13 protein-coding genes are annotated in these 14,276 nt (G+C 33.9%); 6 read left to right on the top strand and 7 right to left on the bottom strand.

All coding sequences use genetic code 11. The features are described 5' to 3' along the window. Positions 1-16 precede the first annotated feature (16 nt). From HZF24_RS00560 to HZF24_RS00550, 3 genes are read right to left on the bottom strand one after another with little or no spacing between them, the layout of a single operon-like run. A complete protein-coding gene (locus HZF24_RS00560; RefSeq protein WP_179236313.1) occupies positions 17-1,081 on the bottom strand; it encodes a protein-glutamate methylesterase/protein-glutamine glutaminase in 1,065 nt (354 codons plus the stop codon). Positions 1,082-1,084: 3 nt separating this feature from the next. Beyond that, positions 1,085-1,891, bottom strand: a complete 807-nt coding sequence (locus HZF24_RS00555; RefSeq protein ID WP_179236312.1) for a CheR family methyltransferase — start codon at positions 1,889-1,891, stop codon at positions 1,085-1,087. A 2-nt stretch (positions 1,892-1,893) separates the two neighbouring features. Beyond that, a complete protein-coding gene (locus HZF24_RS00550) occupies positions 1,894-3,963 on the bottom strand; it encodes a chemotaxis protein CheA (protein ID WP_179236311.1) in 2,070 nt (689 codons plus the stop codon). 207 nt (positions 3,964-4,170) lie between these two features. Between HZF24_RS00550 and HZF24_RS00545 the strand changes: the two genes are divergently transcribed. From HZF24_RS00545 to HZF24_RS00520, 6 genes are read left to right on the top strand one after another with little or no spacing between them, the layout of a single operon-like run. Further along, positions 4,171-5,604: a hypothetical protein gene (locus HZF24_RS00545; RefSeq protein WP_179236310.1), complete on the top strand. Its 1,434-nt coding sequence runs from the start codon at positions 4,171-4,173 to the stop codon at positions 5,602-5,604. Next, a complete protein-coding gene (locus HZF24_RS00540; protein WP_179236309.1) occupies positions 5,591-5,872 on the top strand; it encodes an EscU/YscU/HrcU family type III secretion system export apparatus switch protein in 282 nt (93 codons plus the stop codon). Before HZF24_RS00545 ends, HZF24_RS00540 begins: the two co-directional genes overlap by 14 nt. A 1-nt stretch (position 5,873) precedes the next feature. Beyond that, positions 5,874-7,907, top strand: a complete 2,034-nt coding sequence (locus tag HZF24_RS00535) for a cell division protein FtsA (RefSeq protein ID WP_179236308.1) — start codon at positions 5,874-5,876, stop codon at positions 7,905-7,907. A 14-nt stretch (positions 7,908-7,921) separates the two neighbouring features. After that, the gene (locus tag HZF24_RS00530) at positions 7,922-8,548 is read left to right on the top strand and encodes a PilZ domain-containing protein (RefSeq protein WP_179236307.1); all 627 of its coding nucleotides are present in this window, start codon (positions 7,922-7,924) and stop codon (positions 8,546-8,548) included. 8 nt (positions 8,549-8,556) lie between these two features. Beyond that, on the top strand, positions 8,557-10,353 hold the full coding sequence (locus HZF24_RS00525; RefSeq protein WP_179236306.1) for an S-layer homology domain-containing protein: 1,797 nt from the start codon (positions 8,557-8,559) through the stop codon (positions 10,351-10,353). Positions 10,354-10,373: 20 nt separating this feature from the next. Further along, complete coding sequence (locus tag HZF24_RS00520; protein WP_179236305.1) at positions 10,374-10,646, top strand: late competence development ComFB family protein; 273 nt, start codon at positions 10,374-10,376, stop codon at positions 10,644-10,646. 166 nt (positions 10,647-10,812) lie between these two features. Here the strand turns inward: HZF24_RS00520 and HZF24_RS00515 are convergent, their stop codons facing one another. The 4 genes from HZF24_RS00515 to HZF24_RS00500 form a co-directional block, all read right to left on the bottom strand. Then, positions 10,813-11,295 (bottom strand): chemotaxis protein CheD, encoded by a 483-nt coding sequence (locus HZF24_RS00515; protein WP_179236304.1) that lies wholly within the window; start codon positions 11,293-11,295, stop codon positions 10,813-10,815. Continuing rightward, on the bottom strand, positions 11,292-11,897 hold the full coding sequence (locus tag HZF24_RS00510) for a chemotaxis protein CheC (protein ID WP_179236303.1): 606 nt from the start codon (positions 11,895-11,897) through the stop codon (positions 11,292-11,294). The genes HZF24_RS00515 and HZF24_RS00510 overlap by 4 nt, the downstream gene beginning before the upstream one ends. A 101-nt stretch (positions 11,898-11,998) precedes the next feature. Next, positions 11,999-13,468: a DUF342 domain-containing protein gene (locus HZF24_RS00505; protein ID WP_179236302.1), complete on the bottom strand. Its 1,470-nt coding sequence runs from the start codon at positions 13,466-13,468 to the stop codon at positions 11,999-12,001. 21 nt (positions 13,469-13,489) lie between these two features. Further along, positions 13,490-14,191 (bottom strand): flagellar hook-basal body protein, encoded by a 702-nt coding sequence (locus tag HZF24_RS00500; protein ID WP_179236301.1) that lies wholly within the window; start codon positions 14,189-14,191, stop codon positions 13,490-13,492. Positions 14,192-14,276: the final 85 nt, after the last annotated feature.

The following is a 14,276-nucleotide window of genomic DNA, read 5'->3' as shown; positions in this document are numbered from 1 at the left end:
CTTATGGTATGTAAACTTACAATCTATTTAAATGCTTTATCAATATATCAGCAATATTATCTATTGATGCCTGAACCTGCACAGCGCCTATATTGTAAGCTACCATGGGCATACCGTATACTACGCAGGATTTTTCATCCTGACCGATGGTGTAAGCCCCTGTTTTTTTCATATTCATGAGACCCTGAGCTCCGTCCTTGCCCATTCCTGTAAGTATAATTCCTACGGAATTATTTCCTGCGATTTCTGCCACTGAATTAAAAAGAACGTCTACCGATGGACAATGACCGCTTACCTTTTCTCCGTGACTGCAGGATACGTAATAACCCTTACTGTCCCTTTTTAATTTCATATGCTTGTCCCCGGGTGCAATTAACGCAAGCCCGCTTTTTACCCTGTCTCCGTCAACAGCCTCTCTTACTTCTATTTTGCAGATTTTATTTAATCTGTCAGCGTACATTTTTGTAAATCCGGGAGGCATGTGCTGGGTTACCAATATTCCCGGAATTTCCTCAGGCAGCTCCCTAAGAATTTTGAGGGTTGCTTCCGTCCCACCTGTTGAAGCACCGATTGCAATTATTTTTTGTTTTGCAGATTTTAGCGGCACTTGTGTTTCTTTTTGTACGGCTGCCTTCGAAGCTTCATTGTTTGATTCTTCTTGTTTTGCCTTAGCATATGTTACTAACTTTGCTATTGAGGCAATTTTTATTTTAGTTTTTAATTCCCTGAAAAACATCTGCAAATCATTGCCCGAAGACATGTCCGGTTTCTTAACAAAATCAACAGCCCCTGAATGAAGTGCATCGAAAACGCTTATATTCATTGAGCTTACCAGCACAACCTTTATGGGACGTTCAACCATCAGCTTTTTAATAAATGTCAGACCATCCATCTTAGGCATCTCTACATCTAAAGTAAGTATATCCGGGTTAAGCTCTTTAATTTTATCCATGGCATCAACCGGATCAACAGCCGTGCCAACCACATCTATATGTTTATCCTGATTCAACTCATTTTTCAGCACATTTCTAAATAACAAGGAATCATCAATAATTAATACTTTAATATTTTTTTCTATCATATGTTATTCCTTTTTATAAATTGCCGGGCTAACATAAAGATATTCTGATTTGTTTCTTTGAATTGTCTCAGCATGCCCAATCATTAAATATCCTCCTGTCTTAGTTGCTTCATAAAATTTGTTTACAATGTTAATTTTAGTATCTGCATTAAAGTAAATCATTACGTTTCTGCAAAGTATAACATCATATTTGTTTCTGGCAACAATAGGGTCCATTAAATTAAATACTTTAAAGTCAACATACTTTTTAATTTCAGGCGAAACCTGATACTTCCCGTCATTTGTCTTTGTAAAATATCTTTTTTTGTACGATTCAGGAAGATTCTTTATGCTTTCTTCTGAGTATATACCTTCGCGTGCTTTTGAAAGAACATTTTCGGATATATCAGTAGCATGAATTTGTATCCTCCATTGACCTGCAGAATATTTAAAATAATCATCTACAACCATGGCTAATGTATACGGCTCTTCTCCGGATGAGCATCCGGCACTCCAAATATTTAAGGTTTTTATCTTATTATTTTTCTCTTCATTAGGCAGAACTGTTTCCCTTAAAAATTTAAAATGATTTTCTTCCCTGTAAAAATATGTGTAATTTGTTGTCAGCTTATTAATAAGCATCGTTATTTCTTCTTTATTGTTTCTTTTAATGCTGTCCAGGTACTGGCTGAAGCTGCTCATACCCTTACGTTCTATCATATTTGACAGGCGTCCTTCAATCAAAATTCTTTTTTTTGAAAGGTCAATTCCATAATTTTTATGCATATATTGAACGAATTCTAAAAATTCACTATCTGTTAATTTTACCATAATTACATACTTTCTATTATATTTCCTATGTCAAGGATTAAATTTATACTTCCGTCTCCCAATATTGAGCAACCGGAAATTCCTGTTTCTTTAAGATTATTTTTATTTAATATCGTTGGAAGAGGTTTAACTACTACCTGCTGCTCTCCTATTATACTATCAACAAACAAACAGATGCTGCCGTCTCCTGATTCAACAAGTATCAGGATACCGTCTTCAACATTTGTACTCTCGGTCTTAATCCCGAAATATTCATTAACCCTTACTATAGGATAGCATTTTTCCCTGATTAATATCATTTCTCTTCCATCAGTGTTATGAATGATTTCCGTTTCAGAGGTCTTAAAGGATTGTTGAATGTTTTTTATAGGGATAATAAATTCCGAGTCTCCCACTACTACCTGCATACCTGATACAATTGTAAGTGTAAGAGGTATTTTAAATGTAACTATTGTACCAAATCCTTCCTTACTGTCTAATACAACATTTCCTCCTACCTTTTCTACATTTGATTTTACAACATCCATACCCACGCCCCTGCCTGAGTATTCAGTCACTGCTTCATTTGTAGAAAAGCCCGGCTGCATTATAAACTGGAATATTTCTTTAGGTGTATATTCACCTTCCGGTTTAGTTAACATATCCTTTGCTTTGGCTTTAGCAAGAATTTTTTTATAATCAAATCCTTTACCATCATCTTCTACGGTAATATGGATTTCTCCTCCGGTATTTGAAGCTGATAACCTGATCATTCCTTTTCTGCTCTTACCTAGTTTTATTCTTTCATCTTCTGATTCAATGCCATGATCCATAGCATTTCTTACAAGGTGCATAATCGGATCGGATATGCCGTCAACTATAGTTTTATCTATCTCAGTATCCTCCCCTATAAGTACCAGCTCAACCTCTTTATTGAGCTCCTTACCCATATCCCTTACAATTCTTTTCATTTTCTGGAAAATGCCTGATACCGGAACCATCCTTAATGACATAACTATGTCCTGCAGCTCATCTGTAAGCTTACGCATTTGTCTTGTGGACTTTGTAAAGCTGTCTAAATTCAATTTCTTTATTTCATTATCAGATGAAACCATGGATTCTGCGATAACAAGTTCTCCAACTATATTCACAAGCTTATCAAGCTTAGTAAGATTTACTGTTATTAAGCTTTGCTTGCTGTGTTTAGACGTATCAACCTTTGTATTTTTTATTTCTTTATTAATTTCTGCCACAAAGCCGGAGTCAGTCTTCAACTCAGTATTTTCTTCTTTTGCATGCTCATCGGTATACTCAATAACTGTATAATTTTTTACATTTAATGCCTCTCTCACTACATGAACTGCTGCATTCAGGCTTTCCTTATCATTTACATATACGAAAAACCCGTCTTTTATAATATCATGAGAAGTTTCGGATATCCTTTCCACGTTTTCAGGTTTGTATGTAAAATCAATTCCTGTTTCTCTGAGCTGGTTTATTATAAGATATGCTCTTATATTCTCCATTCCGATATCATCATCAAATATTATTTTAATTGCGTATCTATTAGATACTTGCACTTCTTCAGATATTAATTCTTCATCATTTTCTTCAATAATTTCATCAATTAATAATGCTGTTGATTGTGTTAAAGCCGCTTCATCCTTGGATAAATTATTCTCGGGCACTTGTCCCGAAATAACATTTAAAAAACCTATTATTTCTTTTTCAAATGGTTCTAAATTTTCTTCAAGTTCTTGTCCGTCTTCTATTTTAGAAATTTCATCTTTTATAAAATCTGTAAATTTAAATACTAAGTTAACAAGCTGTTCATTGTATTTACTGTTAATACCTTTTTCTCTGATGTAATAGAATAAATCCTCCACCTTATGAGATATTGTCATTATACTGTTAAATTGCATCATGGCAGATGAGCCCTTAATTGTATGCATTATCCTGAATATTTCATCTATACACTCTTTATCAAAAGCTTGCTCATGCTCTGCCCTTAATAAAATATCATCCAATTGTTCCAACAATGAGTTTGCTTCAAAAAGATACATATCAAGTACTGAATCAAAATTATTATCCATATTATACCATTCTCCTTATTCGGCTGCTATCTTGACTTTTATATCGGCATTTTTTAAAAATTATTAAGCAATCGTACAGTTTTTTTTATTTTTTACCCTTTGACAGCTTATTTAAATCAATAACCTACCGATATATTTACATATACAGTTTAATTTTTTTAATAAATATAGTATAATCAATACTAAAGAATATTACGGGAGTCCCATATGTTAGACAATAATATAAGCATTAAAACGAACAATCCAATAAGCGATAACCATCTTAATAAACCAAAGATAAAATTAGAGGAAGTTCAACCTTTTAATGTTGTTGATCCGACTAAGGTTGTAAAACCTCAAAAACAAGATGCTAGTAATCAAACCGGACAAAATCTATATAACTATAATCCGGATTCTGTCTTTGAAAAATTTATTAAATCATTGCAAAATTCTCCTGTTTTTGCCGAAAGCGCAAGAAAGCTTATTTTAAACAGGCAGTTTATAAACAACAATATAAAAAACGACCCGATCCTCAGTGCATTATTCAAATCCTTCCTTGAAAGTATTGAAATGAACGATACTGAAATATTGGAATTTATTAAATTTCAGCATGGAACGTACACAAAGTTTAACGGTGAATTTTTCGAAACTTTAAGAAATTTGTTGTCTAGGACAAATCCTAACAATGATGATTTTAAAACTGCCCTGAAAAATTTCTTAAGGAGCTATGATTGCTTTGTTTCTTTAGAGGAAACCAACAAATCAATCAACTCTGCGCTTAAGAATATTGAGGAAAATCTGCCTCAGATGCTTAAAGGTTCTTTCAATGAAATGACAAGCAAGCTGTTATTAGATAATGCGCCCAGTATGGATATGAATTTAAACATATTGAAAAATGAAATTTTACCTTTCATGGGAAGGTATATTTCTAAAATGAATGATTTTGGCACAGTTAAGGATTATGTATCTCTGCTTATTCACAATATGGTAAGATTGGAAACCGCATCTAAAGAAAACTTCGCTGAAAGCATGGAAACATTATTTGAATATATAAAGTACAACTTTGATTTTAATGAAAAGGATATTGAAACTTTAAGATTATCGTTGCTTAATACTTATGAAGCATCATCTAATATTAAAAACGATTCAATCGACGCATTCTTTAAGCTGATCAAATCCGGTATCAAAGAAACTGAAAACCTGGTAAGCAAGGGGGTTATGGAAGAAATGACTGAGTCGTTATTATTCAGTCAAAATGTTCATCTTCCGTTGATGCATATGTTCATACCTCTGAACTACAACGGTATGTTTATGTTTTCAGAGCTTTGGATCGGAAAGACGTACGAAGAAAGCTCCGATAAGAAGAAAAAACAGGAATATGTGCAGACATACAAAGTATTTATTACCTTTGATATACAAAGCTTAGGTTATTTTGAAACAACCTTGGTATTGAAAGAATCAAAATTATCCTTGGATATTTATGTACCAAACAGTCTGTCAGGCAGTATTGACAAGATAAGAGACGATTTGATCAATATTTTAGACAAAAATAGTTTAAGCGTTACTAATATAAGTGTGCAGGAGAGCGTAAAAAAACGAAGATTTAATGAGGTGTTCTCTAATTTTATTGAAAGGAAAATCGGTGTAGATGTCACAATATAAAGATAACTCTAAAAAAGCTGTTGCTCTGAAGTATGATTCCAATAAAAATAATGCTCCTGTGATAATTGCCTCCGGCTCCGGTTATGTTGCGGATAAGGTGGTTGAAGTTGCAGAGGAAAATGGAATTCCTGTGTATAAGGATGATTCTTTGTCTGTCTTGCTGTCGCAGCTTGATGTGGGAAGTGAAATACCCGAAGAGCTTTTCGGCTCAATAGTAGACATTTATATCTATTTTCTCAATTTCAAGCTTTCAAAGGATGATGTTTAATATGAATAATTTAATATTTGCCTTAGATATAGGTACTCGTTCCGTTGTAGGAGTGGTTTGTGAAAATGCAAATGGAATTTTGAGCATAAAGGATATAAAAATCTGTTTCCATAAACAAAGGGCTATGGTTGACGGTCAGATAGAAGATATTGAAGAAGTCAGCAAAATTGTTGGAACGGTAAAAAATCAGCTGGAAAACAGCTTGAATATAAAGCTGGAAAAGGTGAGCATTGCCGCTGCCGGACGAGCCTTAAAAACAGAACGCATTTCACTTGAGAAAGATACTGATTTAAGGATTCCTATTACCCATGATTTCATTAAAGCAATGGAAACAGAAGCACTTCAATTGGCACAGGATTTATTTTCTAAAAATTCATCCAATGATTTATTCTATTGTGTAGGTTACAGTGTTCTCAGCTACAAGTTAGACGGAAAAACTATGTCTAAATTGGAGGGGCACAGAGGTAATAAGGTTGCAACAGAAATTATAGCAGCATTTCTTCCTCATACTGTTATCGAAGGATTATACTCCTGTATGGACAAAAACAATCTTGAGGTCTGTAATTTAACATTGGAGCCGATTGCCGCAATGGATTTGATTATACCGCCCGAGCTGAGACTATTAAATTTAGTACTTGTTGATATCGGTGCCGGCACCTCGGATATTGCCATTTCTAAGGATGGCAGCATTGTTGGTTATGATATGGCTACAATTGCCGGGGATGAAATTACCGAATGCCTGATGAAAAATTATTTGGTGGATTTCAATACTGCAGAAGAAATAAAATCATCGCTTACGGTCGATACAGATTATATATCTATTAAAAATGTATTGGGTTTTACACAAGATGTCAGCAAACAAGAAATCTTTGAATCAATTAAGACAGCAGTCTATGATTTGGGCTCAGACATTTCTGCTAAAATACATAAAATGAATAACAGTTCGCCTGCAGCGGTGTTTTTAGCAGGTGGAGGAAGCAAGACACCTTTTTTAAGGGAAGTCTTGTCAGAATTTCTGAATATTCCTCAGTCAAGAATTGCTTTAACCGACAAAAGCGGACTTCGAAATGTCGATTTGACAACATTGGATTATTACGGACCTGAGCTTATTACACCTTTGGGTATCGCTTATTCTGTAGTTCTTAACAAAAATTATGATTTTTTCAGTGTTAAAGTTAACGATAAAAAGGTACGTCTGTACGGCATAAGACAAATGAAGGTTATGGATGCCATTTTGATGTCGGGATTCGATACGAAAAAGTTGATTGGCATGTCCGGAAAAAGCTTGAGATTTACATTGAACGGGAAGCAGCGTTATTATGCAGGTGAATTTTCCACTCCATCTCAAATATACGTTAATTCTGTTGCTGCTAACATAGAAACAACAATAAAGCCCGGGGATACAATTGAAATTATTCCGGCCAAAAATGGAGGATCTCCTGTAATAAGAATATCTGACGTAGCGGAAACAAAAAATACAGGTCATGTTTATTTTAATGGTATCAAAACCGAGCTATCTACTAAATTCTATGCCAACGACATTGAAGTTAACGGGGATTATATAATTGAAAATTCTGACTCAATAAAGGTTGTACAAGCTAAGCTTATCAAAGATTTGTACAAGCTGTATGATGTAGATGAATCCATGTATAAAAGCTATGTAAAAGGCAAGATTGTAGATTCAGATTATGAATTATATGATGGTCTGATTATTGACATAGTAAAACTTGAAAAAGAAATAAATGCAGATGCTAAATCAGTTAAAGTTTCCACTGAAACGGAAATATCAGCAAATGTAGAAACACCGGCGCCTGAAGAACCGTCAATGAAAGTAACTGTAAACAATAAGCAAATTAATCTGCCAAAACGCGAAGATAACATGCCATATATTTTTGCAGACATGCTGGCTTATACTGACATTGACCCTTCAAAGCCACAAGGTAACATTGTACTCCTGCATAACGGCAAGGATGCTTCTTATTTGAATTTAGTGGCTGAGAATGATGAAATAATAATTAAGTGGGAATCTGAATAATAATCGGAGGCAATATGCAAAATTCAGAAAAATTCGTTAAGGTATTCGACGAAAAAAACAAGTTGCTATGCAACGGTCACCTTTTAGGTATCAGCAACAGAATTATTATGATAAAGGGACATTTTTTACCTGAATTAAAGACCAAGAAAAAGATTGTAGTAGAGATTTACGATTTTAACGGAATTTCACCTTATTTGTGTGAAGTAAGGCTCTCTTCTACCAATCAGCTGAATGCCTTAATTATAAGAAAAGATCCTATTACGGAAAGAAGAAATTCATTAAAAATAAAGACAGATTTATCCTTTAATATAGACAAGCTTTACAGAAAAGGTGAGGATGTTACTGAAGATTTTAAGGGTCTTAAAATTACTATGTTAAATTTAAGTGTAGGCGGAATGTTAATATCATCCAATTATGATTTATTGATTGGCGACCTCATTATGTTCAACTTTGAATGTGACGAAAATAAAATTATAATAAAAGCTAAAATAATCAGAATTGATAAAAAACACGATAGCAGAACAAGAGAACTATCTGCCATAAATTACGGCTGTGTATTTGAAAAAATGTCAAGCTTTAATGAATCTGTAATTACAAAATATTTATTTGACAGACAGCTGCAATTATATAGGAAAGAATAGGAGATTTTATGAAAAAGATAACGATAATTACTATAACATTAATAATTATATTCAGTATTTTCAATATAGGCTACGGAGCAATAACCAGAAATATAAAGGCCAACTTCACCGTATCGGATATATCCGGAACAAATTTTAAAGAAATTACAATAACACCTTACGATAACTATGACGATGAAGATGGGGATGAAAAAGAGTACACCATATACCTACCCACCGGTTATTACATTCAAGGGAAAAGTGCTTCCTTTGTAGCCGATAGAAACGGAAGATATCCTTTTACAGTTTATTATGGAACTACTAAAAAAACTTTTACTTATACTGTTAAGGGTGTTGAAAATACTGGTGAAGACAATGATGAAGATAATGATGTAGATAAAAAAGATATAAGCATCGACTATAGCTTGATGTATGACTACGAGAAAAAACAGACATTGTTCAACATAAAATTAGACAAACTCAGATCTGTAACAACACCTGGCGGTACATCAGAAACTAATGAAATTAATTATTATATCAAGGATTTAAAAAATAACATTCCTTTTGATCTGACAGTTACTATTGACGGTCATTCTTATGACTTCAAAATTATCAAATCAGGAGAATTTTATCTACTTATCTACATTTCTCCGGTTAATTACAATGATTACAGCACTGTCGTAGAATACAAGGGATACAACTTCACTAACAATGAAGTATATACAACAAACCCGTCAAAGGATATCTACGATGATAACGGCAACTACCAGGTATCGGTAAAATCCGGCAGCTCACAACATATTTTTAATTTTAACATTACAGGAATAGACTACCGAAGGCCTTTTGTCGATGCCGGTCTTTTTAACAGAGATAAATTTTATTTAGAAGCAGAGGATGATTTCGGTCTGGATTATATGATTACTTTTGATGGTAAGTATGTTCCGATTAAAAACACACCTGCAAAAGAGACTTTTACATATGATCACGATACTGAAATAAGATACAACGGAGAATATATCTTTGTGGTCGTTGATAAAAAAGGTAACAGAACAGTAGAAACTGTTAAAGTCAACTCATTGAGAAAACCACTCAAGAACCGTCAAATAGATTATGATGTTCATGATAATAATTATGCTGAAAAATTGTTTGAAAATATAGGCTTACAATATAAATCATCCAAAGATGAAGAAGAAAAGCTGTTCGATAATATTCTTCCTGCTTACATGAACGGTAAAAGTCCCGATAAATTCGGACCCGATTTGCCTATATCAAGAGCTGAAATGGTTACAATATTCTGCAGATTGAATAACTTGCCCTATGACAACAGCGCATACTTAAAAGCCAAGTTTACGGATATACAAGATCATTGGGCAAGAGATTATATTGCTATGGGCAGCAGCAAAAAATATGTCTCGGGTTATAAGGATAAAACCTTCAAGCCCGACAATAATGTTACGAGAGCTGAATTTTGTCAGATGCTTACAAAGATAAGCGCATATAAATCATATTTAAATGCCATCCCCGCATCTAACAACACCAGTTATACCGATATAAAGGGGCATTGGGCAGAAAAGGAAATAATTAAAATTGCCGGCAGAAACTTAATTGAAAGTGACAGTAATTTTTATCCGGACAAACCCATAACGAGAGGGGAAGTAGTTCATGCAATAAACATGCTGTATGGTTTCAGTCCTTCTTATATAGAATTAGGGTATACAAACACTTTGTACAATAAAAATTTTAATTTTCAGGATATTTACGGACACAAATATTACAACGATATTATTATCTCTGTGGTAGGTATGTACAGAGAGAAAATAAATTAATTAATCTTAGGGGGATTAAAATGGTTGTAAATTATATGGAGGAAATTGTAAGAAATTTTGTAAATCAAACATTAAAGAACGATCCGACATATGCAAGTATTTGCACATGCGACCAATGTACTGATGACATGATGGCTAAAGCTTTGAATAACATTAAGCCATACTACATCACAACAAAAAAAGGAGAGGTGTACGCCGAATACTCTTCATTAGCTACTCAAAACCATGCAGAGGTTATCTCAGAGGTAATTAAAGCCATTGAGTTTGTGTCAAAAAATACGAATCACGAGTAGACCAACCCGATTTGTCATCCTGAGCGATAGCGAAAGATTTCAGAACTTCAAAACCTGAGATTCCTCGCTGCCGCTCGGAATGACAAAAGCGGATCATTTACGTTTATTCATAGCAATGACGTGAAGCATAAAGTTTCAGTGTATTCATATCCTTGAAAAAGATTGTCTATATTACCTTCAAATCTTTACCGAAGGATTTAATTGTCAGGTTACCTGTTACGCTGTCAAAAGTGATTGTTCGTCCATAGTTTAGTCCGACATCCTCCGCGAAAAGCTTAATTTTTAATTTTTGTAATGTTTCCTTTGTAGCAGCTACATTTCTTTCACCTATATTTCCTATAGTTGAGCTTCCTTTTATATCGAACATTTTAGCCCCGCCGGCGATTTTAGCAATCATTCTTGATCTTAATCCTCCTAAGCGTTCCATTTGTCTGATCATTTCATCTATACCCGTGTCCGCATACTTAAAAACATTACTTTTGTCCGAGTTGTTGTTGTATGGAAGCATTATATGAGCCATCCCTGCAATTTTCGCTGCCTTATCTATAATACAAATACCTACACAAGAACCAAGGGCGTATGAAATCAACCCGTTTGGGACATTAACTATCTTCATGTCTGAAATACCTACGTTTACTGCTTGACTCATATATCTATTCCAAACCTCTTCAGTAAGATTCCCAGGGATGTCATGCTTGGCAATAGAAGCATGTGGCTGTATACTGTTTCGTCTTGGCAAAAATATTTTTCTTTAATAAATATAACTCTGTCGGCTGCTTCAGAAAACTCAGCGGTTACAGCATCTAACAGTGCACCTGACATATCAATATTCAGAGATGGAACTGTTATCTCAATTTTCATATTTGTCAATGAAGAAATGGAATTTACGTAGGATGATACCATTATATTTCCTATTTCAGACAATGCCGACATTTCCATTTCGGATATTTCTTCAAAGCTTTTAAGCTCTGTTCCAAGAAGTGAATTCAATATCAGATGTACGAATTCCTTTTTTAACAAAAATAATATTACTCCGTCAATATCTCCTTCAAAGCTCACCAGAATTCCTACTATAATATTTTCTGCTCCTCCTATGGATTCAATTACATCATTATAGTTTAATAAGCTTACTTCAGGCACATTCATATCAATTCTTTTAGAAAGCATTGCCGAAAGAGATGTTGCCGCATTACCGGCACCTATATTTCCTATTTCTTTTAATACATCTATATGTAGATCGTTTAATTCCAAATTATTGCTCCTTTCTTTTTTGTTACTGCTTAAAGTTCTACAAACTGTCATCCTATATTGATAATGGAACGATATTATCGTTCCATATAAAAACAGTCAATTTACATTTCAATATCTCCGGGATTTAAAGCTATTATTGTGATGTCATTTCCGTCATTATAGATTTTACTGTAGCTGATATCCTGTCTTACTCTGTATTTCATCCAGCCAATTGTTATTCTTGTATTCGAAAATACTGTTCCCTTACAAATTATCTTATGATTTTCGATATTATCTGAAGGCATGATTTCCGTCAATTGTCGCTGAAGATCACTTATATCGTTATTTAACTTTATTTTTTTTAACAACAACTGTCTTTTTACTGCATTTTTATTTTCATTATCAAGAGAAGAATTTTCTATTAAATCAATTTTTTCATCTACTTCATTCAATTCGTTTTTCTTTTCATTGATTTCTTTTTCTATTTTTATGTTTAATCGCTTTTTTGATTCAAATACTTTCAGTTCTTCCTGATATCTGTTTAAGTCAATGATAATATTGGTTTCCGGATTAGTCTTGCCGCCTATTGTTTTAACGGATATAATATTTTCCGCCTTGGTTGTACCGCCTATAATCGCTGCACTAGCTCCTCGAAGCATTACAGAGTCTTTTGCAATTACCTCACTGTTTATCAAAGCCTCGGCATAAACGGTGCTTTCTGTAAAAATTGTAGCATTTTCAATATACTTGCTTGTAATATTACCTTTTGCAACAATTGTACCTTTTCCCATGCCGTTCATTCCTTTGCTGATTACTACTTCACCGTCAGATTTTATGAAGGCACCCTCAACCATACCTCTTATTTTGATGTCACTCTTAGCAGTTACTGAAAAACCTTCTTTTACATCACCGTTTATTATTACACTTCCTATAAAATCAATATTCCCTGTGTTGTTATCAACATTGTTTACCTTAAGGACATTGTCAACATAGACCTTCCCGTTTTTATATTCGACACAACCGTCGGTGCTTGCTAAAAGCTTCAGTTCATCTTGAGATACATAAGTGTTTGCTCCATAATTAAAAGAAACGCTTTTGCCTTTTTTATAGCTTATTGGATTACCGTATATGTCAATTCCATCCTCTCCTTCTTGTGCAGGAATTATATGACACAGTACCGTATCCTTTGTAACATTAGTAACATTGTTAAGATTTCTGAAATCAATTTTTCCGGCATCATCTTCAATAAACTTATTTTCATTTAATATGTCAAAATCATAAATCAGCTCCGCATCCTTACCGTCTATCGGTTCTTTTCCGATAGCTGCAATCAGTTCTTTTGAATATTCTCTTTCCTTGCAGAAGCTCTTAATTTCTTCTTCTCTGATTCCATATACGATACCTTGCTCAGTTAGATAATCAAAAATTTCTTTACAATCAACTTCTGCTTCCTTATTTATTAATTCAATTCTTATGTAAACTTTTAATTTGTTAGCAGAAACAAGATCCTTAATTACATACTTAGGCTGCTCTTCTTGGGGCATTATGCTATTAATAACTTCTGCTGATTTGTTCTCATTTGTTAAAGACATATAATTATCCCCCTATATTTTTTAACCTCTCAAAGAGTTTATCGTCTGTTCAATTTCGTCTGCTGTTCTGATTATACTTGAATTAAGCTGAAAAGATTTTTGAATTTGTATTAATTTTACCATTTCTTCTGATATATCGACATTTGAACTTTCAAGGAAACCATTCATTACCTTTGGATTTTCGAGCATTTCGTATTCGGCATCTTCATTTGCAATTCCAAAGAGATTGTTGCCTGCCTGAACTAAATCCTGATTGTTGTTAAAAACAACTACTCCCACATCTATTATATCGTCGGTATTTTCTAAAATTATAGGTTCTTCTTCACTGTTTAGTACGTATCCACCCTGGTACATTAAATAGTTTTCATCATCTATATTAGTAATCTGAAAACTTCCGCCTCTTGTATACATATTTTCATCTTCAAACTGAACTGCAAAAAAACCTTCACCTGTAATTGCAAAATCCGTTGATCTTCCTGTATAATATGGAGCTCCTTGAGTGAATACCACGTCTGCTTTATTCAGTTTTGAGCCGCTTCCGGATTTTAATTCTGTATCGGTTCCTTCCGGTCCTCGAATGTTTGTATACATTAAATCGGAAAATTCTCCTTTTGATTTCTTAAATCCTTCTGTCTGGACATTGGCCATATTGTTTGATAAAACATCCAAATAATTCTGACTGCTTATTGCCCCGTTTGTTGCTGTATAATATGCTTTTATCATTTATTCTCCTCCTTGTAATGTCATCCTGAGAGCTTTAGCTCGAAGGATCTCAGAACTTCAAAACCTGAGATTCCTCACTGACGTT

This window comes from Sedimentibacter hydroxybenzoicus DSM 7310 (assembly GCF_013403245.1).
Lineage (GTDB): Bacteria > Bacillota > Clostridia > Tissierellales > Sedimentibacteraceae > Sedimentibacter > Sedimentibacter hydroxybenzoicus.
This window is presented reverse-complemented; position numbering and strand designations above follow the sequence as displayed.

Excerpts from the sequence above, each read along its gene's own strand:
- HZF24_RS00550 (WP_179236311.1), bottom strand. The coding sequence starts at position 3,963 with ATGGATAATAATTTTGATTCAGTACTTGATATGTATCTTTTTGAAGCA.
- HZF24_RS00545 (WP_179236310.1), top strand. The coding sequence starts at position 4,171 with ATGTTAGACAATAATATAAGCATTAAAACGAACAATCCAATAAGCGAT.
- HZF24_RS00535 (WP_179236308.1), top strand. The coding sequence starts at position 5,874 with ATGAATAATTTAATATTTGCCTTAGATATAGGTACTCGTTCCGTTGTA.
- HZF24_RS00555 (WP_179236312.1), bottom strand. The coding sequence starts at position 1,891 with ATGGTAAAATTAACAGATAGTGAATTTTTAGAATTCGTTCAATATATG.
- HZF24_RS00525 (WP_179236306.1), top strand. The coding sequence starts at position 8,557 with ATGAAAAAGATAACGATAATTACTATAACATTAATAATTATATTCAGT.
- HZF24_RS00540 (WP_179236309.1), top strand. The coding sequence starts at position 5,591 with ATGTCACAATATAAAGATAACTCTAAAAAAGCTGTTGCTCTGAAGTAT.
- HZF24_RS00560 (WP_179236313.1), bottom strand. The coding sequence starts at position 1,081 with ATGATAGAAAAAAATATTAAAGTATTAATTATTGATGATTCCTTGTTA.
- HZF24_RS00520 (WP_179236305.1), top strand. The coding sequence starts at position 10,374 with ATGGTTGTAAATTATATGGAGGAAATTGTAAGAAATTTTGTAAATCAA.
- HZF24_RS00505 (WP_179236302.1), bottom strand. The coding sequence starts at position 13,468 with ATGTCTTTAACAAATGAGAACAAATCAGCAGAAGTTATTAATAGCATA.
- HZF24_RS00530 (WP_179236307.1), top strand. The coding sequence starts at position 7,922 with ATGCAAAATTCAGAAAAATTCGTTAAGGTATTCGACGAAAAAAACAAG.
- HZF24_RS00500 (WP_179236301.1), bottom strand. The coding sequence starts at position 14,191 with ATGATAAAAGCATATTATACAGCAACAAACGGGGCAATAAGCAGTCAG.
- HZF24_RS00515 (WP_179236304.1), bottom strand. The coding sequence starts at position 11,295 with ATGAGTCAAGCAGTAAACGTAGGTATTTCAGACATGAAGATAGTTAAT.